Below are 26,099 nucleotides of genomic sequence, written 5' to 3' on the forward strand. Positions count from 1 at the left end.
CGACCATTCATTTTACATTCATATAACATTTGAATAGACTATAAACCCTATTTTGAGTGTTCGTTTATTGAGGTCAACATGAGTAAAGAAATTAAAGCACAAGTTGTTGTATTAGGTTCTGGCCCTGCGGGATACTCTGCAGCTTTCCGTGCAGCGGATCTAGGTCTTGAAACTGTATTAATTGAAAAATATGAAACGCTTGGCGGTGTTTGTTTGAACGTTGGTTGTATTCCTTCTAAAGCATTACTACATGTGTCTAAAGTAATTGAAGAAGCAAAAGCATTATCTGAGCATGGTGTACTATTTGGTGAGCCATCAACAGATATCGATAAAATTCGTATCTGGAAAGAAAAAGTAGTATCACAGCTAACTGGCGGCCTACAAGGCATGGCTAAAATGCGTAAAGTAACCACCGTTAACGGTTGGGGACGCTTTACTGGCGCGAATACTATCGAAGCTACAAACCGTGAAGGTGAAGTAACAACAATCACTTTTGATAACGCAATTATTGCTGCCGGTTCTCGCCCTGTTAAACTTCCGTTTATTCCACATGATGATCCACGTGTTTGGGATTCTACTGATGCATTAGAGCTTAAATCAGTACCAAAACGTTTACTTATTTTAGGCGGTGGTATCATCGGTCTTGAAATGGGAACTGTTTACAAATCATTAGGTTCTGACGTTGATGTTGTTGAATTTGCAGACCAATTAGTACCTGCTGCCGATAAAGATATTGTGCAAGTTTATACTAAGAAAGTTAAAAATAAATTCAACATCATGCTTTCAACTAAAGTAACTGCTGTTGACGCAAAAGAAGATGCGTTATACGTTTCTTTTGAAGGTAAAAATGCACCTGCTGAAGCAAAACCTTATGATGCTGTATTAGTTGCTGTTGGTCGTGTACCTAACGGTCTTACTATTGATGCTGAAAAAGCTGGCATTAAAGTAACAGAGCGCGGTTTCATTGAAGTTGATAAGCAAATGCATACTAATGTACCGCATATCCATGCTATCGGTGATATTGTTGGTCAACCAATGTTGGCTCATAAAGGTGTGCATGAAGGTCATGTTGCTGCTGAAGTTATTGCTGGCAAAAAACATTACTTTGATCCTAAAACAATTCCTTCAATTGCCTACACAGAGCCAGAAATGGCATGGGTTGGTGTAACTGAAAAAGAAGCAAAAGAGCAAGGTCTTAACTACGAAAAATCAGTATTCCCTTGGGCGGCTTCTGGTCGTGCAATCGCGTCTGATTGTTCTGATGGTTTAACTAAGCTTATCTTTGATAAAGATACTCACCGTATTATTGGTGGTTCAGTGGTTGGTACTAACGCAGGTGAACTACTAGGTGAAATCGGTCTAGCAATCGAAATGGGTTGTGATGCTGAAGATATCGCATTAACTATCCATGCTCACCCAACGTTACATGAGTCAGTTGGTTTAGCAGCAGAGATTTATGAAGGTTCAATTACTGATCTTCCAAATGCTAAAGCAGTAAAACGTAAATAATACTCGTTTCATTTCTAGCATATTAAAAAAGCTTGTTGCCTTAGGGTAGCAAGCTTTTTTTATGGGCGAAGGTTTTCCAGCGCTTTATCTCATATGGTTTATGCATTCCTGTTTTCATTAATGCTGTTTTCATTGATACAGAACGATATTGTAGTGTTTGATATTGTAATGACTGATAGTCCCTTGATCGAAATATTTCAATAAGTTAGTAAGAGCGATTGCTAGAATCAGAACCTAATAGGCGTAATATAAGCGACTTTCGTAACGCTTTAATACAACTAGGTTATACAAACGCATTATACGGGCTTGGCTTGCAATAAGGTGCTTGACGGGCGAAGGTGATATGACGTTGGAAAATATGAGTTAAAGCGGTGAGATTGTTATTAATTTTATAAAAAAGGGCTACTTATTATGGTTGATTATAAGATTTCTCTTAATCAACCAAAATAAATAACCCATATTTATTTTAAGTATTTTAATTATTATTCAAGTAACTATTCTAATGACTGTTCAAGTTACTCTTTAATAAATAATACGTTACAGCATTCTAACAGCAACAGGTTTGCCAGTGTATTTAGTGTTCATCTCTTGTGCAGGTGGCACAAAATCAGTTAGGTTAATGCCTTCCACTGCTTGTTTGTACTCTTCAATCGTAGGGAATCGACCTAATACGGTTGCTAGCACAACTAAAGGCGTAGAGCCTAATAATGACTCACCTTTCTTCTCGCTAGTGTCTGCTACTACACGGCCTTGGAATAAGCGTGTTGATGTTGCAATAACAGTATCACCTGGTTCAGCTTTTTCTTGGTTACCCATACATAAGTTACAGCCTGGGCGTTCTAGGTACATAATATTTTCATATTTAGTACGCGCCGAACCTTTAGGGTTAGCGTCATCGAATTCAAAACCTGAGTATTTCTGTAAAATATCCCAATCGCCTTCAGCTTTTAGCTCATCAACAATATTGTATGTTGGTGGGGCAATAACTAATGGTACTTTAAATTCAACTTTGCCATTATGTTTTTCAATGTTGCGTAACATTTGAGCGATGATTTGTATGTCACCTTTATGCACCATACATGAACCAACAAAGCCTAAATCTACTGGTTTATTATTGTAGAAAGAAAGAGGGCGGATCACATCATGTGTATAACGCTTAGATACATCGTCGTTATTTACATCTGGGTCAGCAACCATTGGCTCATCGATAGTATCTAGGTCAACAACTACTTCTGCGAAGTACTTCGCATTGTCGTCCGGTGATAAAGCTGGGTTTGTACCAGATTTGATTTCTTCAATACGTTTGTCAGCTAAAGCGATTAAACCGTGTAGTGTTTTCGCTTTATTTTCCATTCCCTTGTTGATCATTATCTGGATACGGCTCTTAGACAGTTCAAGAGACCCAATTAATGTATCATCCTGAGAAATACAGATAGAAGCTTTTGCTTTCATTTCTGCAGTCCAGTCAGTGAAAGTGAATGCTTGGTCTGCTAATAAAGTACCAATGTGTACTTCAATTACGCGGCCTTGGAAAACGTTATCGCCAAATTGCTTAAGCATTTGCAATTGAGTTGCATGTACCACATCACGGAAATCCATATAAGGTTTCATATCACCTTTAAAGGTAACCTTAACTGATTCAGGGATAGGCATTGTTGCTTCACCTGTTGCAAGTGCAAGTGCTACAGTACCTGAGTCAGCACCAAATGCGACACCCTTAGACATACGCGTATGAGAATCACCACCAATAATAATCGCTTGGTCATCAACGGTAATATCATTCAATACTTTATGAATAACATCGGTCATTGGAGCGTATACACCCTCTGGATCACGGGCGGTGATCAGACCAAATTTACTCATGAAACTCATCAACTTAGGGATGTTAGCCTGTGCTTTACTATCCCATACTGATGCAGTGTGACAACCAGACTGGTAAGCGCCATCAACAATAGGAGAGATTACCATTGCTGCCATTGACTCTAGTTCTTGAGAGGTCATTAATCCCGTTGTATCTTGAGAGCCAACGATATTCACTGTTACACGTACGTCAGAACCCGCATGTAGATCTGATTCTGAAGCAACACCTACTGCATTTTTATTGAATATTTTTTCAACTGCAGTTAAGCCTTGTCCTTCATGAGAAATCTCTTTAGAAGGGGCATAAACAGGTTGTAGTGGAACACCTAGTGTTTCAGCTGCAAAGTTTTGTAGTTTTTTACCAAAAACAATTGCGTAAGAACCACCGGCTTTCATGAATTCAACCGATTGCGGTGTGAATGCAGAAGAGATATCGACTAGCTCTTTATCACCGTTGTATAGTTTCTTAGTTTTGGTGTTAATAGTCAGTACGGTGCCTGTTGCTACTGAATAAACTTCTTCTAATACAGGGTCACCATTGTCGTTAAGTACTGTTTTACCATCGGCATCGGTCTTTTTAACCCAGTTTTTAAGATCTAAACCGATCCCGCCAGTTACACCAACTGTGGTTAAAAATATTGGAGAGATACCATTGGTACCCGCTACAACGGGAGCAAAGTTTACAAATGGAATGTAAGGACTTGCTTGTTCACCTGCCCACAAAGCAACGTTGTTAACACCAGACATACGAGAAGAGCCCACGCCCATTGTGCCTTTTTCAGCAATCAACATTACTTTTTTGCCTGGGTATTGCTTTTGCAGTGCTTGAATGTCTGCTTGTGCTTCTGGAGATATTAAGCACTTTCCGTGTAGTTCACGGTCTGAACGTGAATGCGCTTGATTACCTGGCGATAATAAGTCAGTAGAAATATCACCTTCACCAGCGATGTAAGTAACAACTTCTATTTTTTCAGCTATTTCAGGAAGTTTGGTGTAAAAGTCTGCTCTGGCATAACTTTCAAGAATGTCTTTAGCAACAGTATTACCTGCTTTGAAGGCTTCCTCTAAACGGCTTGTATCTGCTTCATACAAAAATACTTGTGTTTTTAATACTTCAGCGGCGGGGTGTGCAACTGATAAATCGTCAGATAATGCTAAATCAAGAAGAACTTGAATTGAAGGCCCACCTTTCATGTGTGACAACAACTCAAAAGCAAATGTAGGGGTAATTTCTTCTACTACTGACTGACCTAAAATAATTTCTTTTAAAAACTCAGACTTAACACCTGCAGCGCTAGTTGTGCCCGGTAAGGTGTTATAGATGAAAAAATGCAGTGAATCTTTACGATACTCATTATTTACATCTTTAATTTGAGCAATTATTTCAGATAATAATTCAGCACCATCAATCGGCAGAGGAGCCAATCCAAGATCCTTTTTACGACTTTCAATTTCCTTGATGTACTCTATATATAGATTCATTTAAAACTCTCTCTAGCTATAATGTGCTAACAATATTGTCATCATTAGCAAGGACAAAATTCAGCAGTAGTTTACCTTATTTTTCTACTACTAAGAATCATTTGCTTAATTTAACATTAAATTAACATTAATCTTGTGATTTATGCCTGATAGAATAGACACTTATATTAATCTTATTAAATTATTACTCATTCCGTTAACGCTTTTCCTTGATCTCTCCTATGTGTATTTATTTTTGCTTATTGAATGGTAACGGCCATACATAATTAAAAATTTAATGTCTAAGAAAGGTACGATTTTACTATAAAAATGGCTCTGCTTAATGATAACTGCGCCGCTTATTTTCTTTTATTATGAACTATTAATAGTTATAAATGTGATTATTTCTTGGTCATACACTAAGCATTTAAACAAACACCATGATGAAGCGTCTTATAAGGGTGTTTGTACTAATATTAGGGAAATTATTTGCTTAGCAACTGAGATAAAAAGGGATCAAATAAAAAGCTGATTTAGTAAAGCTGATACAGTGCTAGTGACTTGAAAGGCTGAGTTTTTAATATGGCATTCATACTATTTTTAGAATGAAAAAGCGTGCTTAGGTAACTAATTTGGTTTTTTATTTGCATGATATAAAACTTACCCTATAGTAAATGTTTATGATAAAATTATTACAAAATTATGATGATCATGAAATACGTTTGTGTTTTTATGTTAATTTGATAATATGTTTGAGATTCTATAAGAGATTGCTCAAGCAGTCCGAAAATTAAAATAAAAAATGGTCAAATCCACAGAGATTGGCATTTATATAAAACAAAAAATGGGTACTATTATTATGTTAGAAAAAAGTTTAGTTGTGGGTGAATTCCACATTGATACAAGCCAAAACAGTTTAATACACGGAAGTCGAAAAGTTTATTTAGGTCCATTGCGTACATCACTTTTACATTTTCTATGTAAAAACGTAAACACAGTGGTTACTCGCGAAGATCTTGCTCAACATGTATGGGGGCGTCTAGTTACAGACCATACTATCAACCAACATATATCTCAACTACGCAAGAGTGTAGGTACTTTAAGTCTTCATGGTTTAAACATTTCTACTATCCCTAAGCGTGGTTACATTGCGCGTATGGAAGGGTTAGCTGTTTCTGAAAGTACAGTATCTCCAATGGCTCAAGGTGATTTAACTGCAAATGCGATTACAAATATGAAAGTATTAGTCGTTGAAGGTGAAGCTGAAGGTCGTATTCAACTGATTGAACAACTTGAAGCATTGAATGTTTCTTATGTTGAAGGTGTTGCTACTCGCGTAGAAGCAGAGCGTTCAATCGCCCTACAGGATTTCGATTTAATCATTGTTGATGCATTATTAGCTGATTGCTCTGGTATCGAGTTAATTAAATCAATTCGTACTGGTCAAACATCAGCATCTGCTGATATTAGCATCCTAAACTCTCACCACGACGTACAACGTGAGTTATTAGGGTTAAATAGCCTATTAGACGTTCAAGGTTTATTGTTAAAACCATTTGAATCAAACCGTTTGAAACAAATGTTGATGGTAGCAAGTAAATCTAATGTTGTTTTAAAACCACAAGCTGCTTATGAATTAATACCAACTAATGTTGTGGCAACTGCACAACTAAAGGTAGCAGTTAACTCTTAGTAGTTAACGTATATATAAAAAAAGCCTTTGCATCAGCAAAGGTTTTTTTTTGCCTAAAATATCATTGATATTCATCAACGACTGCATCCATAACTCTTGCTCATCAAAACTAATAACTTATGGTTTCGCATAAATTTCCATGCAGCTATTCTAAAACTGTTTATACTTCTGCTATTAAATAAATCAAAAGAGATTAACGTAATGGAATTTGACTTTAAAAAAGACTATTTCAGTGATAAAGCGACAGTGAAACTGTCCATGGGTCATGAAGCATTTGGGACTTGGTTAGAGCAAGAGGGTCAAAAGAAAGACTGGGTAGAAACATTAATTACTGTGATTAAAAAACTACAACAACGTGAAATGAAAGAGTATAAATTAATAGGTAGTGAGTTTTGTTTATACTTAAATACAGAAGAAGCAAGTATCATCAATCATAGTTTACATCATTCAGAGTCTGATTTAGAGGATGCAAATGACTTGAATTTTTATGATCAAGAAATCCAAGCTGAATGTGGCTTGGAAGACTTTTTGAATTTATTAGAATCTTGGTTAGACTTTATCTGATCCTGTCATCGCTAAAAATGATAACAAATAGACAGTTATTTATTTCAACCATTTACTTTAATTAAAAAAGTAAATGGTTGTTTATTTCTGCTAAAATTTTGAAGCTATATCGAATCTTTAAAAAATAGGACTAGTGGCGTAATACTAATGTAGCCATTCCTAAGAATGAGAATAGACCAATAACATCCGTTACCGTTGTTAATGCCATACCACCCGCTAATGCAGGGTCTATTTTATATTTATGCATCAATAGCGGAATACATACGCCCGCAACACCTGCAATTGAAAGATTGATGAACATCGCGCCAGCAATAATATAACCAACTTGCATATCACCTTTCCACAGAACAACCGCAGTCGCTACTAATACTGCCCAAATCATACCATTTAATAGGCCAATGGCGGCTTCTTTGCCAATTAACCAGCGCGTATTACTACTGCTTATGTGTCCAACGGCAATGCCGCGTATGACTAAGGCTAAGGTTTGATTACCGGCAATACCACCCATACTAGGAACAATGGTCATTAATACAGCAAGTGTTGCTACTTGCTCTAAAGTGGCTTCAAACATATTGGAAACAGAAGCGGCGATAAAAGCGGCAATCAAGTTAACTGATAACCAAACCGTACGACGTTTAGCACTGGGTAAAATGGGAGCGAAGGTATCTTCATCGTCATCCATACCCGCCATACCCATCATTGAATGTTCTGCATTCTCTCGAATGATATCAACGACATCATCGATGGTAATACGACCTAGCAGTTGCTTATTATTATCGATAACGGGCGCTGAAATCCAATCATGTCGTTCAAATAGCTTTGCTATTTCATTTTCTTCCATTAACACTTGTAGTGGTTCAGTGTCATGATTCATCACATCGCTAATAATTGAGGTTGGTTCAACGGTAAGTAAGGTTGATAGAGAAACATCACCGAGTAATTTGTTATCAGTGTCAACTACGTATAAGGCATCCGTAGTATCTGGAAGCGAACCTTTTAAACGTAAATAGCGTAAAACCACTTCGATAGTGACATCGGGACGAACCGTTACCGTATCGGTATTCATCATTGAACCGGCGGTATCTTCTGGAAAGGCCAGAGCTAATTCGACTCGTTGTCTATCTTGAGCATCCATTTGCTCTAATACAGCACGGTAAACTGTATCGGGAATACCACGAAGGACATAGGCTAAGCCATCGGTTTCCATACCTTCAGTCGCTGCGACTAGATTATCGGTGCCCATTAAATTAATGATGCCATCTTTTGCATCTTCGTTTAATTCTTCGAGGATTTCCCCGTGTTGATCATGGTCAGTTAAATTCCATAATACTTTACGGTTAGCAGGGGGAGAGGACTCTAATAGAAAGGCAACATCACAGGCTGGCATTTTGTCCAAAATACTACGTGCTCGGACAAACATTCCACTATCGAGTGCTTTATTAACTTCTTTAAGTCGTAGCTGGGTATTATCAACCTTAGTGTTTTCCAGCATACGAACTCCTTTTTATTATTCTTCTTCTAAGAACTTATTTTCAATGAGTTCTGTGACGGCTTGCATCGCTTGTTTTGCTTCTGGGCCTTTCGCTTCAATTTCAATTTCTTGACCAAAACACGTTTCTAATACTAATAATCCTAAAACACTACCAGCATCAGCTTGTTTACCATTATGAGTGATGATAATTTGCGCATCAAAAGCATTGACGAGTTCAACTAATTTGATGGTTGCTCGAGTGTGCAGACCTAATTTATTTTGTATTGTAATTGTTTGCTTAATGATATCCAACAGGAATTACTCCTTTAAACATTTATGTACAATTTGTACTTGGTATTTGTGTTTGAAACGGGCTGCTATTTGCTCTGTAACATAAACTGAACGGTGTCTACCACCGGTACAACCGATAGCGATTGTTACATAGTTTCTGTTGTTTTGTTCTAAATGTGGTAACCAAGTAAGAAACAAGTTTTCTATATTCGTGATTGTTTCTTTGACTAAAGGAAATGTATTCAAATAATCTTGGATCAGTTTATCCTTGCCAGAATATTGTTTTAAATTCTTTTCCCAGTAAGGGTTAGGCAGAAAACGGACATCAAAAATATAATCAGCATCTTCAGGGTGCAAGTGTTTAAACCCAAAAGATTGAAAAATCACTAATACATTGCTTTTACTAGAGCCTTGCAAGTAAATCTTAAGGTGTTCATTTAGGTTGTGGACGGAGAGCGAGGTGGTATCAATTGAAAAAGCGGCCAATGCTTTTAAAGGAGCAAGCATTTCATTTTCTAACTCTAAGGCCTGAGATAAAGATAACTTTTGTTTAGACAGTGGGTGTAAACGTCGAGTTTCGCTATAACGTCTAATTAACTCACTGGTTAATGCGTCGATATAGATAATTTCTAATTCGACTTTTTGTTGCAGTGATTCAATCAGTTTTTTTATCGCATCAACGTCAGAGGGCATATTACGGATGTCTAAACTGACTGCTACTTTGTTATCTTTAGGAGCTACCGTATCAACTAATTGTTCTAATAATTGATACGGGACCCCATCAATGCAGTTGTAACCTAAATCTTCCAGGACATGGAGGGCAATTGTTTTTCCTGAGCCTGACCGACCACTAATAACAATTAACTTCATATGTTCTCCTAAAATTTTATAGGGTTAATAACTCAAATAGCTCTTCATTAGTCTTTGCGCAACGTAATTGACGCAGAAATTGCTTATCTAACAGCTTTTGGCTTATTTCTGACAGCGCAGCAAGGTATTCTTTACACAGATCCTCTGGAACAAATATAGCAAATAATATATCTACTTTGTTACCATCATATGAATCATAATCAATACCTGATTCACATTGCAAAAATACAGCTGTCGCAGGGGAGTCGCTAGATATTTTAACATGAGGGAGAGCAATGCCAGAGCCTACACCAGTAGAGCCAATTTTTTCGCGGGCAATTAAACTTTCGAATAATTCCTGAGCATCTAAATTTAATTGTTGTGCAGCAACAATACTGATTTTTTCTAATGCACCTTTTTTACTGGTGCATGCCGTTTGGCAGAAGACTGAATCTTTATTTAATAAAGTAGATATTTTCATAATATATTTAACTGTATTTAACGAACGCGCGAGTTTAGCAGGTTAGTATTAAATGACTATAGTTAATCTCATTTTTATTTGCATTGCTCACTATTTAAAGTAATTGTTTACGTTGGTTAGAAGGCGGAATACCTAAAGATTCACGGTATTTTGCAATGGTGCGTCGTGCAACCTGAATACCTTTTTCTTCCAATAATTGTGTTATTTTATTATCACTTAAGGGTTTGTTTGTCGGCTCTGCTGCGACTAATTTTTTAATTAATGCACGAATTGCCGTTGATGAACATTCGCCACCACCATCGGTTGCAACATGACTTGAAAAGAAAAATTTTAATTCATAAATACCGCGAGGAGTGTGCATGAATTTTTGTGTTGTCACTCGGGATATAGTCGATTCATGCATTTCTACTTCAAAGGCAACATCATTTAATACCATAGGTTTCATGGATTCATCGCCATATTCGAAAAAGGCTTGTTGCTGTTGAACAATACAGTTAGATACTTTTAATAAAGTTTCATTACGGCTTTCTAAGCTTTTAATAAACCATTTTGCCTCTTGTAAGTGACCTTTGATAAATTGTGAATCTGTTTTACTGATATTACCTTTACAAAGGCTAGCATATTGTTCATTTATAGATAAGTTAGGGTCACAATCTTGATTTAATGAAACACGCCATTGGCCGTTAATTTTCTTAACATAAACATCAGGCACTATATATTGCGTTTCACTGGTTTCAATACTGTTACCAGGCCTCGGTTCTAGGCTCTGAATTAAGCGCATTATTTCAGATAGTTGGCTTTCTTTGAATTTGCTTTTTCTGGCTAATGTTCGATAGTCTCGATTACCGAGTAATTCCATATATAGCTCAAGAACTAAAATAGCTTCTTCGCGCCAAGGAGTGGTAACGGGTAATTGGCGTAGTTGAATTTGCAAGCACTCTTGTGTTGAACGTGCGGCAACGCCTAGCGGGTCAAAATGTTGAATGCGCTTTAATACAACTTCAACTTCATCCAACTCTAAGCCTTCAAGATCTGCTTCTAAACTTTCTAAAATACTTTCGCAGCTTGTTGTTAAATAACCGGATTCATCAATGGAATCAATAATCGCCATGGCAATAACTTGGTCGGTTTCAGTAAAGGGAGTGAGTTGCATTTGCCATAACAAGTGATCCTGCAATGAAGTTGAGGACTCACCTTGGTAAACGGAATCTTCACCATCATAAGCTACAGCATTAGAGCTAGTGCCTGTAATAGGTGTTGACGTGTAAGACTCTTCCCACTCTTTCTCTGCCGGTAAATCATCGGAAAATTCTTGTTGTGAGATAGCGTCAGAAGTATCAAGTTGGCTACTGTCAGATTCTTTGACTGTTTCTTCTGAGCCCGTTTGATCGTCTTGTTCTAAAAGAGGATTGGAATCTAGCGCGTTTTGAATCTCTTGTTGTAGATCGAGTGTTGAAAGCTGCAACAATTTTATTGCTTGTTGTAATTGAGGGGTCATCGCTAATTGCTGACCCATTTTCAATTGTAAACCTTGTTTCATCAAAACATATATTCCTAGAACTTATTGCTCAATTAAAAATAACTATACCTTAAAGTTTAAATTCTTCACCTAGATAAACGCGTTTTACATGATCGTTTGCTAATATTTCGTCTTGCGTCCCAATAGCTATAATTTCTCCGTGACTTACGATATAAGAGTGCTCACACACATCCAAGGTTTCACGTACATTATGATCTGTAATTAACACACCTAACCCACGGTCTCGCAACTGTTGGATAATATTCTTAATATCAATAACCGAAATAGGATCGACACCAGCAAAGGGTTCATCGAGTAAAATAAATTTGGGTTCAGTAGCCAGTGCGCGTGCAATTTCAACACGGCGTCGTTCGCCACCTGATAAGCTCATGCCTTTATTATCTCGAATATGAGTAATATGAAACTCTTCGAGTAGCGTATTCAATTTCTCGTCTCGCTCAGCCTGCGTTAATTCTTTACGGGTTTGCAGAATACCCATGATATTTTCTGTCACAGTTAAACGACGAAAGATAGAAGCTTCCTGTGGTAAATAACCAATGCCTTTTTGCGCGCGAATATGCATAGGATCACTGGATATATCTTGATCATCAATGATAATAGAGCCTTGATCTTGTTTCACTAAGCCAACAACCATATAAAATGAGGTGGTCTTACCTGCACCGTTAGGCCCTAATAACCCTACGATTTCACCTGTTTTAACCGTTAACCCTACACCGTTAACAACAGTTCGGCCTTTATAGCTTTTTACTAATCCCGTCGCACGTAATTCAGCCATCGTTATTTTTCCTCTTCTATTGTTTTTGGTGTAGAGGAATTAGATGACTTTTTAGTTTTATCTTTTTCAAATTGAGCGGGTAAAAAAACTGTTTGAACCCGTTCTTGTTTTGCTTTATCGGTGCTGACATTAAGTTCTTGAGATTCTAAAAAATAAACAATTTTAGCGCCATTAATTTGGCTATCTAGTTGTTTTACCTGCGCATTTTTAGTCAAGGTTATGGTGCCTTTCGCGACATCATAGAGAATATGTTTTGCTTGAGCATCTAGGGGTTTTCCATCATCCTGCGTTTGATGAAAAGTAGCCACATTACCTTCTGCTATCATCGTTTCATGGTTAGGTTTATTACCACGCACAACAGTAAGTTTATCGGCTGTAATTTTAATCGAGCCTTGTGTGAGTAAAACTTCATCTGTGAAAATGACAGTATTGCTCTTCATGTTTGCATGCTGTTTTACCGATGAAACATGGATCGCTTGATCAAAATCAGACTCTAATGCCAGTGCGCTTGTACTGAACAATGTGATAGTAATAAGTGAAACTGCTAATTTATTTAGATTCATTAAAATATACCGCTTTTGTATTCGAATTAAGTGTCATTTCTTCTGTTTCCATCGATGCCCACATTCCAACCCCTTGTTGGCGCATTTGTGGCCCAGTCCAGTTGACTTGTAATGGCGTGGTGATAATTTTACTATCTAGCATTACCGTGGCTTCATCGGTAGACATTGTTTGTACAATCTGATCTTTACTTAAGTTTTCAATCAATACTTTACCTGAAAGTACTAATTTATATTTATCCGTTAACGTACCCTTTAGGCTAGTTAATTGCCATGTAGAAACGACACCGGTTTGTGTGTTTTTGTTATAAACGATTACTTTAGGCGACTCAAAGTGAGTTGACTCATCTTCCGAATAGTTAGTCATCTTATCTGCAAAAACACGATAATCATTGAACCCTAGTGGATCATAATGCTGGCTTGTAACATCATCGGCGATATAACTTGGATGGTGTTCAGGTAATGAGGGCGCCTCTGTTTCTGGTTTAATATACACCCAAAATACAAAGGCGACGATTAAAGCAATAAAAGGAATGCTTTGACGTTTATTCATTTATTCACTTTTACCTTGCGTCATAGATAGTTGACCATGGCATTGTAGGAATAGGTCACATATTTCACGTACCGCACCAAATCCGCCTTTAGTCGTTGTCACTAAATCTGCCTGCTGAATAACCAACGGATGAGCATCATTGACACCAACACCTAATCCAGAAAGTACCATGACAGGCAAATCCACAACATCATCGCCGATATAGGCCGTTTGCTCAGGTGTTAATTGTAATTGTTCAAGTAATGACTGATAAACCGTTAACTTGTCATCTTTACCTTGAAAAATATGTTTAATACCCAATGCCGTCATTCTATTTTTTACGATGTTAGATTCTCTGCCTGTAATAATGGCAACATCAATACCTTGTTGCATGATCGCTTTTAATCCAAAACCATCTTTTGTATGAAATGCTTTTAATTCTTCGCCGTCATTTCCCATATAAATCCGACCATCTGAAAAAACACCATCTACATCACAAACAAAAAGTTTTATTTTTTGTGCTCGTTGAAAATTAGTTGTGCTGATTTTTCCATAGGGTGTATCGATCATTTATAGGCTCTTTTTTAAATAGGTGGTGATTTAAGGGTAAAAATATCAAAATGTGTACATTAAGGCGAGCATTGTTTACTTGAGTATTTAACTGTCATCATAACAAGACTGCTTATTATTAAATAGCGTAAACAATACTAATACTTAGATTATTTATTTAATTTACTGACTAAGTGAATAATGAAAACAAAGAACAGCCTATGATAATTGAAAATAACCGCTATTCTTCGACTAATTTTTGCTTATTTAGAACTTTATGGGGTAAATTCGCTCTAAATTGATACTTTACTGACTTTATCGTCGATTATTAATTGCCTTTCTTGTCTGAATTATTAGACTGAGCTTTCGTTTCCTTAGAGAAAATGTATTCATGCCAACATCACACATTGTTATTAATCAACTTAGTTTCTCGCGCCAGCAAAAGAAAATATTTGATAACCTCGATATGCAATTTGAACGAGGTAAAATTACTGCCGTGCTTGGGCCAAGTGGAATAGGTAAAACTACCCTATTAAAATTAATCGGTGGACAGATTCCCGCGGACAGTGGCGAGGTCATTTTTAATGGCACATCTATTCACCAATGCTCGCAAAAAGCGCTTTATGAAGTTAGAAAAAAAATGGGCATGTTATTTCAAAGCGGTGCTTTATTTAATGATCTAACGGTATTTGAAAATGTCGCTTTTCCGCTACGAGAACATACTCAGTTAGACGAAAAGCTCTTAACAACATTAGTGTTAATGAAATTGAATGCGGTCGGTTTACGTGGCGCAAAGGATCTACATCCTTCGCAATTATCTGGAGGGATGGCAAGGCGTATTGCGTTAGCACGTGCGATTGCACTGGATCCTGAAGTGGTCATGTATGATGAACCTTTTACTGGCCAAGATCCTATTTCAATGAATGTATTATTGAAACTAGTTAAACAACTTAATGATACCTTAGGTTTGACTTCTATTATTGTTTCCCATGATGTCAATGAGGTACTTTCAATTGCCGACAATGTGTATGTATTTGCAGAGAAAAAAATCATCGCTGAAGGCTCTGTCGAGGAAGTGTTAGCGCAAAAAGATAATGCATTATTACAACAATTTTTAGCCGGTGCAGTGCAAGGTCCTGTTCCATTTCATATGCCTGCTGATGATTACCAAGCAGACTTAGAAAAGGCGAATTTATAATGCTACAAGGGGGACTGCAATTGTTACAAAATATTGGTGCATTTACTTTACAACAAATCGAGGGGGCCGGGAAATCAGCGTTGATGTTTTATCGTACGTTGTTTACTAAACCTCATCCTAAATTATTTAGTTTGTTTATTAATCAACTATATCATTTAGGTATTTTATCCTTGCCTATTATTGTTACAGCTGGCTTGTTTATTGGTATGGTGCTGAGTTTACAAGGTTATTATGTTTTAGTGGATTATGCAGCGGAAGAAAGTTTAGGCAGTATGGTCGCGCTATCATTATTACGCGAATTAGGGCCTGTGGTTGCAGCATTGTTATTTGCGGGAAGAGCTGGATCTGCGTTAACTGCTGAAATTGGCCTTATGCAAAGTACAGAGCAAATTGCGAGCATGGAAATGATGGCGGTGTCGCCATTAAAACGTGTTATTGCACCTCGACTCATTGCTGGTGTGGTGGCATTACCTTTATTAACACTTATTTTTAATGTGGTGGCTATTTGGGGCGGATATTTAATTGGTGTGAGCTGGATGGGAATAGATGGTGGTGCTTTCTGGTCTGTAATGGAAGGCAGTGTTAATTTCGGTCCCGACGTGCTCAATGGTATAATCAAAAGTCTGATCTTTGCTGTTATTGTTACTTGGGTTGCTTTATTTAATGGCTTTCACGTTATCCCTAATGCACAGGGCATTAGTAGAGCAACCACAAAAACCGTGGTGTTAGCTTCATTACTCGTTTTAGGAATGGATTTTTTACTAACTGTTATTATGTTTGGAGGCTAAAATGCCACAGAAAAAATTAGAAATATGGGTCGGATTATTTGTTGTTGCAGCGATAGCCTCTTTTGTCGTGTTAGCGTTTAGTGTTGCAGGACTATCATTTAAAGGTGAAGGTAATAGTTATACGTTACAAGCTAATTTTAATAATGTCGGTGGGTTGAAACCTCGTGCACCGGTTAAATTAGGTGGTGTTGTTGTTGGCCGTGTGGAATCTATTACCTTAGATAAAGAGTCTTATACACCGCTAGTGACACTTTCAATGTTTGAAAAACAAGGTTTTTATCCAGAAACTTCTTCACTTGCCATTTTAACTTCTGGTTTATTAGGTGAGCAATATGTCGGTATTAAACCTGGTTTTATCGATGACGGTATTGAAATGTTAGCCAACGGTGACATGGTTGAAGATACTAAGTCTGCATTAGTGCTTGAAGACCTAATTGGGCAGTTTATTTATTCTATTAATAATAAGGACGACTAATGCGTTTATTTATTTATGTTTTTGCATTTTTATATTCAATATCATTTTCACTGATTGCAAGTGAGAGTGACATTACCAACCCTAATCAAGTACTACATTCAGTCTCAACAACCACTTTTAAGCGCTTAAACGATGAAAAAAGCCGCTTACAGAGTGAGCCTGAATATATTAAAGTGATCATTAAAGAGGAACTTATCCCTTTCTTTGATTACAAATACACTGCCTATAGTGTGGTAGGGCCTAATTTAAAAAATACCACCCCTGAACAGCGTGAACAGTTTGTCGATGCTTTTCTTGCATACTTAATTAATGCTTACGGACACATATTAGGGAAATACGATCAACAATCACTGTTGATACTTGATATTAATAACTTTAAGGGTAAGAAAATTGTCAGTATTCCTGTTAGAATGACCGACAATAATGGACAAGTAACGCAATTAGATTTTAAATTGCGTAACAATTCAAAAACAGGTGAATGGAAAGTTTTTGATGTGATTGCGGAAGGTGTCAGCATGTTAGACACCAAAAAATCTGAATTACGACCATTGATCCAGAAACAAGGGATTGATGAAGTGATCAAACTACTATTAGAGAAAAATAGTGAGTTTGTATCATGAGCAACGACCTGTTGCTTAGTCTAGATTTATTGCTCGCTAATTTAAGTGAGCAAACTTACCCTGCGATAGAGACTTACCAAACGGTTAATAATGTCGATTTATCTCAAATAAATAAAATTGATTCCGCTGGTGTCGCTTACTTAGTGCAAATTAAAACCAAATACCCTGCGCTGAAGTTGATTAATGCTTCGGACAAATTACGCATTCTCGCTGAGCTTTATGGTGTAGAAAACCTTTTTGAAAAATAGTGGTTTATTATGAATACAGAAACAATTAAAGAGAAATTGGAGCAAGCTTTAACATTAGATGTTTGTATTGTTAAAGGGGAAAGTGGCACTTTTCAAGTGATCGCAGTAAGTGAGATGTTTATTGACATGAGTCGTGTTAAAAAACAACAAACAATTTATGCTCATTTAGCGGATGATATTGCTACTAATGCAATTCATGCGTTAACCATTAAAGCATTAACGCCAGATGAGTGGCAAAAACAAAAACATTTTATTTAGTAGGTTAATAAGGATTTTCATGGGTCAATTTATTATTCAAGGTGGCTGCCAGTTAAATGGCGAGGTAACTATTTCTGGGGCAAAAAATGCCGCATTACCAATCCTATTTGCTACTTTATTATCTGAAGGTGATATTACATTAAGTAATGTACCTCTATTAAAAGATATCTCTACAACACTTGAGTTGTTGCAAGAACTTGGTGCAACCACACAACAAGATAAGCACACTGTAAAAATTAATGCTAAAGGCGTTAAAAATTACACCGCTTCTTATGAGTTAGTAAGAAGTATGCGCGCTTCTATTTTAGCATTAGGGCCATTGGTTGCTCGTTTTGGTGAAGCAGATATCTCGCTACCTGGTGGTTGTGCAATTGGTGCTCGCCCTGTGAATCTACATATTCACGGTTTAGAGCAAATGGGGGCCACAATCAAAGTTGAAGACGGCTTTATTAAAGCACGTGTTGACGGACGTTTAAAAGGTTGTCATTTATACATGGACCTAGTGAGCGTAACAGGTACGGGTAACTTAATGATGGCTGCTGCGTTAGCTGAAGGTGTTACTACCATTGAAAATGCAGCGAAAGAGCCAGAAATTGTTGATCTTGCTAATTTCATTAATGGTATGGGTGGTAAAATATCAGGTGCTGGTACTGATACCATTACTATTGAAGGTGTTGAGACCCTAGGTGACTGCACTTATCAAGTACAACCTGACCGCATTGAAACCGGTACTTTTTTAGTTGCTGGTGTAGTGAGTGGCGGTAAAGTACGTTGTGTCAAAACTGATCCTCAGCTATTAACCGCTGTTCTGTCTAAGCTTGAAGAAGCAGGAGCATTAGTGACAACTGGTGATGACTGGATTGAAGTAGATATGACTGGTCGCACTTTAAAATCAGTTAATATTACGACTGCTCCACATCCTGCGTTCCCAACGGATATGCAAGCACAATTTACGCTACTTAATACGGTTGCACCAGGCACAGGTCGTATCAAAGAAAATATCTTTGAAAACCGCTTTATGCACGTACCTGAATTAATTCGTATGGGCGCTAACATCGAGCTAGATGGCAATTTAGCTATTTGTGGTGATAATGATAAGTTAAGCGGCGCAATCGTTATGGCAACTGATTTACGCGCATCTGCTAGCCTTGTTATTGCTGGTTTAATTGCACAGGGCGAAACAATTGTTGATGAAATTTATCATATAGACCGTGGCTATGAAGCGATTGAAGATAAATTGATTCCATTGGGCGCAAAAATGCGTCGTGTAGAGTCTTAATTGATATAGCGTATTCTCGCTATTGATGAGACAGATAAAAAAGAAAGCTAAGGCTTTCTTTTTTATTATCTAATTTTTACGAATAATTGATCATGCTTGGGCTTATTAACAGAATGAGGTAGCTGATTTGGCTACTTTAGTACTGAAATTGTCGTAGCTGTTTTACTTATTTTAGTCAGTGAAGGTGTTGTAGTTGCTTTGGTTGTTTTAGTTACTGAGGGACTTGTAGTTGCTTTGGTTGTTTTAGTTGCCGTAGATTCTTTAGCTGCTTTGGTTATTTTAGTGAATATAGTTGCCATAGCTGCTTATGCCTGATCTAAAATCAGACATATTATTGATAGCTTTTATTGTTGTAATTCACCAATCATGACATCAAGGACTTGTTCCTTACCCTCTCTTAAGATTGTTATTTTTGTTGCAGAACCAGGTTTAATTTTAGCTATTTTATCCATCGTTACAATTAAGTTAATTGCATCTTTATCATCAATTTTTAGAATAATGTCATTCTTTTGCATGCCGGCTTTTTGTGCTGGTCCGTTGTCGATTATTTTTTTAACTATAATACTATTTTTAGCCTCTAGCCCCCATAAACGAGCCAGTAAGGGATCTAAATTCTCTGCTTCAATGCCTAATGAGCCCCGAATTACTCGGCCATCTTGAATTAGACTTTGCATCACAAATTTTACTAGACGGTAGGGGATTGCAAAGCTAATGCCGTAGGTCACATTTCGTGTACCTGTGTAAAACTCTGACGTGTTAATACCAACCAGTTCCCCATAACTATTGATCAACGCCCCACCGGAATTACCTTCATTAATTGCAGCATCGGTTTGAATAAAGTCTTGTCGGCCTGTGCTGCTCATTCCACTGCGACCAGTTGCACTGATCACGCCTTGAGTAATGGTTTGGCCAAGATTGTAAGGATTACCAATAGCTAAGACTAGATCTCCAATTTCTGCAATATAATCAGAGTTTTGTGGGATCACTGGAAGGTTGTTTGCTTCAATTTGTAATACTGCTAGGTCAGTGATCACATCACTACCAATGACATTAGCCGTGAATAAGCGACCGTCCTGTAAAGCAATTAAGATTTGATCTGCCTCTGAGATAACATGGTGATTAGTGACAATATAACCTCTCTTATCAAGGATAATGCCAGAGCCTAATCCCGTAGGTTGTAACTGTTGTTTGGATCCCACGCTAGAGTCTATGTATTGCTGAGAGTAAATGTTAACAACTGATGGTGCTGCTTTTTTTACTGCATCTGAGTAACTAATAAGTGCAGGTTTATAACTGCGATCATTTTCTAAGCTCTTATATATTTTTGGCCCATAAATAATCAGCGCGGCAAGAAATAACCCCCACAGAACAGGTTTAACTAGATAATTAACGTATTGTATTAGCTTCATATTTTTGACTAATGGGTAATGAATACAAAAAATGGAAGCTTAGTATATAGAAAACTATGCACAGACGGAAAATTAGTTTTTAATTAATGGGAATTTGCACAAAAAAAAACATCGCCCTGAAGCGATGTTTGATTAATTTATTTTCTTATTTCAATCGCTCAAATAGCGACTAATCATTAAGAAATAACGTGTACAGAAGAAGTATTAGTTGTACCAGAAGAAACTAGTGCACCAGTTACCATCACGACTTTATCGCCAGTAACTACTAAACCTTGCTCTTTAGCTAAATCCATACCTAATTTATAGAATTCTTCCATTGATGCCTGTTGTTCGATAACCTTTGCAGAAACACCTTTAGTTAATGCTAATTGTTGACGAGTTTTAGCATTACTAGTTAGTGCTAAAATAGGCATTGATGGGAAATATTTACGAATTGAACGTGCTGATTTACCTGCACCTGTCGCAACGATAATTAATTTAGCACCTAGTTGCTCTGCATTTTTAACTGCACCGCTACATACTGCTTCAGTAATACGAAGGTCCGCATCTTTTTCTTCTACTACTGGGTGAAGTACACTGTCAGTACGTGCACAGATAGAAGCCATAATTTCCACTGCTTCTGCAGGGTATTTACCTTTAGCTGACTCGCCTGAAAGCATTACTGCATCAGTACCATCGATAATTGCATTCGCAACATCACCAGCTTCAGCACGTGTTGGACGTGGGTTTTTGATCATTGAATCAAGCATTTGAGTTGCTGTAATAACAGGCTTACGTGCTTTATTTGCTTTCTCAATCATCATTTTTTGTGCAAAGATTACTTCTTCAACCGGAATCTCAACACCTAAATCACCACGAGCAACCATGATTGCGTCAGAAACCGCTAGGATCTCATCAAAGTTATCAACGCCTTCTTGGTTTTCAATTTTAGAGATGATTTGAATGTTTTCGCCGCCATTTGCTTTTAATAGCTCACGAATTTCTAGTACGTCTTCTTTCTTACGAATAAATGATGCAGCAATGAAATCGACATCTTGCTCACAACCAAAGATTAAATCGCCTTTATCTTTCTTAGACAATGCAGGTAGTTGAACTTTAACACCAGGTAGATTAACACCTTTGTTTTCGCCTAGCTCACCCGTATTCATTACTGTACAGATAACATTAGTATCAGTGATGCTTTTTACTGTCATTTCAATTAGACCATCGTCTAACAATACAGTGTTTCCAATAACAAGATCTTTTGTTAAGTTTTCGTAAGTTACTGCAACGATAGTGTTATCACCAACGATTGTTTGGTCTGTAGAAAGTGTGAATTCTTGACCTGCAGTTAATAATACATCATTACCGTTTTCTAATTTGACAGTACGGATTTCTGGACCTTTAGTATCTAAAAGAACAGCAACATTTTTACCAGTTTCTTCACACACTTCGCGGATACGTGTAATTCGAGTACCATGTTCGATGAAGTCACCGTGTGAAAAGTTAAGACGCATTACATTCATGCCGTTCTCAACTAGTTTTGTTAACATTTCTTTAGATTCTGATTTTGGACCTATCGTACATACAATTTTAGTTTTTCTCACCGTCTTTTCTCCAAGAGTGATTGTGCTTTTATTACTTATATTATTTATAGTTTTCTTTAATTTTCTTTAGGGCGCGTATTTTACAAGAATTTTTTGAATAAAAAATGATTTATGATCAATAAATCTCCGTTAAGTAGATATTTATCCAAATTAAGCAGATATTTATCTAAGTTTTTGTAAATTTCTGTAAATTTCTGTAAATTTATTACATTTTCTAGTTGAGCCTAGTCCAAAATAATATAAATGAGTCGGTTATTCCGCATTATATTTAATGCTCTCATATTTTGGGCTTGCTCCAGTGCAGAAACAAGTTCCGCTTGATTACTGATCGCAGTCTTATTAACCGCTATTATTTTATCATCTTCAAGTAAACCGATACGGCTTGCCATTGAGTTTTGTTTTACTTCAACTACATTAACGCCAACGACTGATTGCCCAGGTGCTATATCCTTTAAGATCGCACCTTCAAAAATAACCGGTAGGATAGGTGTTAATTTTGCTTTTGCAGTTGCTGTGTTGCCGCCTAATATAACGTTAATATTTTTATATTTATTGTCCTGAATCACGCTTAGGCTTACTTTTTTGCCTGCACTTAACGTTCCTATTTTTGCACGTAATGCTGCAAATGATTTTATAGCGGTTCCATTGATCGCGGTAATTACATCTCCTGCTTTTAAACCGGCTTTATCGGCAGCTGAATCAGGAGTGACTTGATAGATAAAGGCTCCTTTTGTTACATCTAATGAAAAGCTTTTAGCTAAATCTGGTGTCACTTCCCCCCCCTTAATACCTAGAATACCTCGACGAATTTCGCCAAACTCCAATAATTGTTGTGTGAGGTTTTTAACCATGTTTGATGGAATAGCAAAAGCAATACCAATGTTGCCGCCATTAGGACCCAAAATAGCAGTATTAATACCAATTAATTCGCCATTTAAGTTAAGTAATGCACCACCAGAATTACCGCTGTTAATGGCTGCATCTGTTTGAATGTAGTTTTCTAGGTTTTGTAAATTAAGACCACTTCGCCCTAATGCACTGACAATGCCCGAGGTAACCGTTTGCCCTAAACCAAAGGGGTTGCCGATAGCGATGGTAAAGTCACCGACCTGCAATTGGTCTGAGTTTGCAAATGTGATCGCAACTAAAGGCTGCTTACTTTTTATTTGTAATAATGCAATATCACTTTGTGGGTCTTGCCCAATCACTGTGGCTTTATATTGATGCCCTGAAGTTAGACTGATAACGATATCATCTGCATTTTCAATTACATGATAATTAGTGATGATATATCCCTGCTGTGCATCAATAATTACACCGGAACCTAATCCTGAAAATTGTTGTGGAGGGCGTTGTGGTTGTAAAAATTCTAATAACTCATTGGGTACACCTGGTGTTGCTGTGCTTTCACCAAACACTGAAATATCAACGACGGCGGGACTTACTTTTTTAATCAGCGGTGCGAGTGTAGGTAATGCTTTACCATTGATGTTATTAGGTAAGGCGGCAATGGAGTTAAAGCTAGTGATTACTAAAATCACCAATAAAAGGGAATGTTTAAAAACACGCATTGGGGCTCCTTGTAAATGATGTTCAAAGCATCTGTTATTTATTCATTATAAAAGATAATAATGATGATTGATGACATTTCAACTTTTTTAATAATGTGACTACTAACCTTTATTAAGTTGTTAACCATTGCATCAGTATTTCGAGAGATAAACCGCAAAACCTATTTCCGTTTGCCTTTGGTACTATTTAAATAGTGCCAAAATATGTTATATAAAGATTAACTTACTGAATTATTAAGACATTAATGTGACACCACTTTCTTTATATCAAGCCGACTTATTAAAACCCAACTTTTTTGCAGATCCTGCTCAATTGCAAGCTGTTACTATGTTACAACGGTTATATGATGATTTATTACAAAATCAGACTAAGCCAGTACAAAAAAGTTCACTATTGCAACGACTATTCAAGACCACTAACTCGTCTAAATCCGAGATCAAAGGTCTGTACTTTTACGGTGGAGTAGGGCGCGGTAAAACTTACCTTGTCGATTTATTTTTTCATGGCCTCAAAACAGAGCGTAAGCAACGTTTACATTTTCATCATTTCATGCTGCAAGTCCATAAACAGTTAACCTTATTGCAAGGGCAATCAGACCCATTAAAAGAAATTGCTAAGCAGTTTGCGAGTAAAACAGACATTATCTGTTTTGATGAGTTTTATGTGGAAGATATTACCGATGCAATGATATTAGCTGGTATGTTTGAGGCATTATTTTCTCAGGGAGTCGTATTAGTTGCAACCTCTAATATACATCCCAACAATTTGTATCGTAATGGCTTGCAACGGGCGCGATTTTTACCTGCGATTGATTTAATTAATCAGCATTGTGAAATATTTAACCTCGATGGTGGAAAAGACTATCGATTAGGACGATTAATTGACGCTGAAATTTATCACTATCCGTTAGATAAAAAAGCAGAGACTCAAATCAAAAATAGTTTTGAAACCTTTGCGGCGGGTGATAAAGAGTATCAGCAAGTAATTGTTATTAATGACCGTTCGTTAAAAACAATCGCCTTTAGCAACGATACATTAAGCATTGAATTTAGGGAACTGTGTGATGGTCCTCGAAGTGTGCATGACTATATCGAGCTGGCTATTTTATATCGAACAGTATTAGTGTCGAATATTCCTAAAATGGATGACCAACATAACGATCTAACACGCCGTTTTATTGCTATGGTTGATGAATTTTACGACCGCAATGTAGTCCTTATTATTTCTGCAGAAGTGGATGTATTAGATCTATATCATGGAACTCGCCTTGCTTTTGAATTTCAGCGCTGTGTTTCTCGGTTATTAGAAATGCAGAGTAAAGCCTACCTAAGTAAAGCCCATCACCTAGATTTATAGACCTTGCTTTATAAATTTTGAGTTCTATTTTCATCAAAAAGTAGAACTCAAATAATGTGTTTTTATGGGTAATCGCGATAGGCATTTTAGGTCCGCCATGAAGCTTTTATAATGCTAAATCCTTGCCTGTTAAAAACTTGTACATAAATATGTAATAAACAGGTGATCTCTGTTGTTGTTTTCTATACAATATGGCCGCCCACGTTATCCACCTCCCCAATTGTTATGGTGGATCTGTTTACGCTAGACGTATTCGAAGGGATACGGAAAGGCGAAAAATACATTTTTGACTGCAATTATGCTGTCATATTTTTTTAAATCATTAATTTGGGTATAACTTAATGAAAACTTTTGTTGCAAAACCAGCTGAAGTAAAACGCGACTGGTTCGTAGTTGACGCTGAAGGTAAAACACTAGGTCGTTTAGCTACTGAAATCGCTTTACGTTTACGCGGTAAACATAAAGCTGAATACACTCCTCATGTTGATACTGGCGATTACATTATCGTTATCAATGCTGAGAAAGTTACTGTAACTGGTAACAAAGCTAAAGGTAAAATTTACTACCACCACACAGGTTTCATCGGTGGCATTAAAGCAATTAGCTTTGAAGACTTAATCGTACGTGCTCCTGAGCGTGTTATTGAAAAAGCTGTAAATGGTATGTTACCACGTGGTCCTTTAGGCCGCGCAATGTACCGTAAATTGAAAGTTTATGCTGGTTCTGAGCATCAACATTCTGCACAGCAACCACAAGTTTTAGACATCTAATAGGAATATAAAACAATGGCAAATCAATACTACGGCACAGGTCGTCGCAAAAGCTCTACAGCTCGTGTGTTTATGAAAGCAGGTAGTGGTCAAATCACTATCAACAAACGTAACTTAGATGAATACTTCGGTCGTGAAACTGCATGTATGGTTGTTCGTCAACCATTAGTGTTAGTAGACTCTGCTGAGAAATTCGACCTAAACATCACTGTTAAAGGTGGTGGTACAACTGGTCAATCTGGTGCAATCCGTTTAGGTATCACTCGTGCATTAATGCAGTTTGATGAAACACTACGTTCTGAATTACGTGGTGCAGGATTTGTAACACGTGATGCTCGTAAAGTTGAACGTAAGAAAGTCGGCTTACATAAAGCACGTAAACGTCCACAATTCTCTAAACGTTAA

27 protein-coding genes are annotated in these 26,099 nt (G+C 37.1%); 13 read left to right on the forward strand and 14 right to left on the reverse strand.

Annotation, left to right across the window (positions count from 1 at the left end; all coding sequences use genetic code 11):
* Positions 1-78: 78 nt before the first annotated feature.
* Positions 79-1,509, forward strand: coding sequence for a dihydrolipoyl dehydrogenase (gene lpdA / locus MT390_RS05245; RefSeq protein ID WP_299660339.1), 1,431 nt, complete (start codon positions 79-81; stop codon positions 1,507-1,509).
* Between the two features lie 537 nt (positions 1,510-2,046).
* On the opposite strand, the gene MT390_RS05250 is transcribed toward lpdA, so the two are convergent.
* Positions 2,047-4,851 carry a bifunctional aconitate hydratase 2/2-methylisocitrate dehydratase gene (locus MT390_RS05250; protein ID WP_166371022.1) on the reverse strand — a complete coding sequence of 935 codons (2,805 nt, stop codon included), beginning with the start codon at positions 4,849-4,851 and terminating at the stop codon, positions 2,047-2,049.
* A gap of 838 nt (positions 4,852-5,689) precedes the next feature.
* Between MT390_RS05250 and MT390_RS05255 the strand changes: the two genes are divergently transcribed.
* Entirely contained in the window at positions 5,690-6,523 is an 834-nt protein-coding gene (locus MT390_RS05255) for a winged helix-turn-helix domain-containing protein (protein ID WP_166371020.1), read from the forward strand.
* A gap of 201 nt (positions 6,524-6,724) precedes the next feature.
* Positions 6,725-7,087 carry a YacL family protein gene (locus MT390_RS05260; protein WP_166371018.1) on the forward strand — a complete coding sequence of 121 codons (363 nt, stop codon included), beginning with the start codon at positions 6,725-6,727 and terminating at the stop codon, positions 7,085-7,087.
* Between the two features lie 130 nt (positions 7,088-7,217).
* Here the strand turns inward: MT390_RS05260 and mgtE are convergent, their stop codons facing one another.
* The 9 genes from mgtE to kdsC all read right to left on the reverse strand — a co-directional run bounded on the left by mgtE (position 7,218) and on the right by kdsC (position 14,156).
* Complete coding sequence (gene mgtE / locus MT390_RS05265) at positions 7,218-8,579, reverse strand: magnesium transporter (RefSeq protein WP_166371016.1); 1,362 nt, start codon at positions 8,577-8,579, stop codon at positions 7,218-7,220.
* A gap of 15 nt (positions 8,580-8,594) precedes the next feature.
* The gene (locus MT390_RS05270; RefSeq protein ID WP_028867492.1) at positions 8,595-8,870 is read right to left on the reverse strand and encodes an HPr family phosphocarrier protein; all 276 of its coding nucleotides are present in this window, start codon (positions 8,868-8,870) and stop codon (positions 8,595-8,597) included.
* 6 nt (positions 8,871-8,876) lie between these two features.
* Positions 8,877-9,719: an RNase adapter RapZ gene (rapZ, locus tag MT390_RS05275; protein ID WP_499439972.1), complete on the reverse strand. Its 843-nt coding sequence runs from the start codon at positions 9,717-9,719 to the stop codon at positions 8,877-8,879.
* Positions 9,720-9,735: 16 nt separating this feature from the next.
* Complete coding sequence (gene ptsN, locus MT390_RS05280) at positions 9,736-10,179, reverse strand: PTS IIA-like nitrogen regulatory protein PtsN (RefSeq protein ID WP_499439974.1); 444 nt, start codon at positions 10,177-10,179, stop codon at positions 9,736-9,738.
* 94 nt (positions 10,180-10,273) lie between these two features.
* Complete coding sequence (locus MT390_RS05285) at positions 10,274-11,719, reverse strand: RNA polymerase factor sigma-54 (protein WP_499439975.1); 1,446 nt, start codon at positions 11,717-11,719, stop codon at positions 10,274-10,276.
* 49 nt (positions 11,720-11,768) lie between these two features.
* Positions 11,769-12,494 (reverse strand): LPS export ABC transporter ATP-binding protein, encoded by a 726-nt coding sequence (lptB, locus tag MT390_RS05290; protein ID WP_166371008.1) that lies wholly within the window; start codon positions 12,492-12,494, stop codon positions 11,769-11,771.
* Positions 12,495-12,496: 2 nt separating this feature from the next.
* Positions 12,497-13,057 (reverse strand): lipopolysaccharide transport periplasmic protein LptA, encoded by a 561-nt coding sequence (lptA, locus tag MT390_RS05295; protein ID WP_499439977.1) that lies wholly within the window; start codon positions 13,055-13,057, stop codon positions 12,497-12,499.
* A complete protein-coding gene (gene lptC / locus MT390_RS05300; protein WP_499439979.1) occupies positions 13,044-13,607 on the reverse strand; it encodes an LPS export ABC transporter periplasmic protein LptC in 564 nt (187 codons plus the stop codon). Before lptC ends, lptA begins: the two co-directional genes overlap by 14 nt.
* Positions 13,608-14,156 (reverse strand): 3-deoxy-manno-octulosonate-8-phosphatase KdsC, encoded by a 549-nt coding sequence (gene kdsC, locus MT390_RS05305; protein ID WP_499439981.1) that lies wholly within the window; start codon positions 14,154-14,156, stop codon positions 13,608-13,610.
* A 370-nt stretch (positions 14,157-14,526) separates the two neighbouring features.
* On the opposite strand from kdsC, the gene MT390_RS05310 reads away from it, so the two are divergent.
* The 7 genes from MT390_RS05310 to murA are packed head-to-tail and all read left to right on the forward strand — an operon-like array spanning position 14,527 to position 19,001.
* Positions 14,527-15,333: an ATP-binding cassette domain-containing protein gene (locus tag MT390_RS05310; protein WP_299660372.1), complete on the forward strand. Its 807-nt coding sequence runs from the start codon at positions 14,527-14,529 to the stop codon at positions 15,331-15,333.
* Positions 15,333-16,121 (forward strand): lipid asymmetry maintenance ABC transporter permease subunit MlaE, encoded by a 789-nt coding sequence (gene mlaE / locus MT390_RS05315; RefSeq protein WP_166370998.1) that lies wholly within the window; start codon positions 15,333-15,335, stop codon positions 16,119-16,121. Before MT390_RS05310 ends, mlaE begins: the two co-directional genes overlap by 1 nt.
* A gap of 1 nt (position 16,122) precedes the next feature.
* Positions 16,123-16,596 (forward strand): outer membrane lipid asymmetry maintenance protein MlaD, encoded by a 474-nt coding sequence (gene mlaD / locus MT390_RS05320; protein WP_166370996.1) that lies wholly within the window; start codon positions 16,123-16,125, stop codon positions 16,594-16,596.
* Positions 16,596-17,216, forward strand: coding sequence for an MlaC/ttg2D family ABC transporter substrate-binding protein (locus MT390_RS05325; protein ID WP_499439983.1), 621 nt, complete (start codon positions 16,596-16,598; stop codon positions 17,214-17,216). The genes mlaD and MT390_RS05325 overlap by 1 nt, the downstream gene beginning before the upstream one ends.
* The gene (locus MT390_RS05330; protein WP_166370992.1) at positions 17,213-17,464 is read left to right on the forward strand and encodes an STAS domain-containing protein; all 252 of its coding nucleotides are present in this window, start codon (positions 17,213-17,215) and stop codon (positions 17,462-17,464) included. The genes MT390_RS05325 and MT390_RS05330 overlap by 4 nt, the downstream gene beginning before the upstream one ends.
* A gap of 9 nt (positions 17,465-17,473) precedes the next feature.
* Positions 17,474-17,722, forward strand: coding sequence for a BolA family protein (locus MT390_RS05335; RefSeq protein ID WP_166370990.1), 249 nt, complete (start codon positions 17,474-17,476; stop codon positions 17,720-17,722).
* Between the two features lie 19 nt (positions 17,723-17,741).
* A complete protein-coding gene (gene murA / locus MT390_RS05340; protein ID WP_166370988.1) occupies positions 17,742-19,001 on the forward strand; it encodes a UDP-N-acetylglucosamine 1-carboxyvinyltransferase in 1,260 nt (419 codons plus the stop codon).
* Between the two features lie 131 nt (positions 19,002-19,132).
* On the opposite strand, the gene MT390_RS05345 is transcribed toward murA, so the two are convergent.
* The 4 genes from MT390_RS05345 to MT390_RS05360 form a co-directional block, all read right to left on the reverse strand.
* A complete protein-coding gene (locus MT390_RS05345) occupies positions 19,133-19,300 on the reverse strand; it encodes a hypothetical protein (protein ID WP_499439985.1) in 168 nt (55 codons plus the stop codon).
* Positions 19,301-19,345: 45 nt separating this feature from the next.
* Complete coding sequence (degS, locus tag MT390_RS05350) at positions 19,346-20,410, reverse strand: outer membrane-stress sensor serine endopeptidase DegS (protein WP_166370984.1); 1,065 nt, start codon at positions 20,408-20,410, stop codon at positions 19,346-19,348.
* Positions 20,411-20,586: 176 nt separating this feature from the next.
* Positions 20,587-21,996, reverse strand: a complete 1,410-nt coding sequence (gene pykF / locus MT390_RS05355) for a pyruvate kinase PykF (protein ID WP_166370982.1) — start codon at positions 21,994-21,996, stop codon at positions 20,587-20,589.
* Positions 21,997-22,220: 224 nt separating this feature from the next.
* Complete coding sequence (locus tag MT390_RS05360; RefSeq protein WP_166370980.1) at positions 22,221-23,567, reverse strand: DegQ family serine endoprotease; 1,347 nt, start codon at positions 23,565-23,567, stop codon at positions 22,221-22,223.
* A gap of 247 nt (positions 23,568-23,814) precedes the next feature.
* Between MT390_RS05360 and zapE the strand changes: the two genes are divergently transcribed.
* The 3 genes from zapE (at position 23,815) to rpsI (ending at position 26,099) form a co-directional block, all read left to right on the forward strand.
* A complete protein-coding gene (gene zapE / locus MT390_RS05365; protein WP_499439986.1) occupies positions 23,815-24,924 on the forward strand; it encodes a cell division protein ZapE in 1,110 nt (369 codons plus the stop codon).
* Positions 24,925-25,265: 341 nt separating this feature from the next.
* Entirely contained in the window at positions 25,266-25,694 is a 429-nt protein-coding gene (rplM, locus tag MT390_RS05370) for a 50S ribosomal protein L13 (protein WP_028867510.1), read from the forward strand.
* Positions 25,695-25,709: 15 nt separating this feature from the next.
* The gene (gene rpsI, locus MT390_RS05375) at positions 25,710-26,099 is read left to right on the forward strand and encodes a 30S ribosomal protein S9 (RefSeq protein WP_025565144.1); all 390 of its coding nucleotides are present in this window, start codon (positions 25,710-25,712) and stop codon (positions 26,097-26,099) included.

The organism is Vibrio sp. 2-Bac 85, assembly GCF_037546705.1.
GTDB lineage: Bacteria > Pseudomonadota > Gammaproteobacteria > Enterobacterales > Psychromonadaceae > Psychromonas.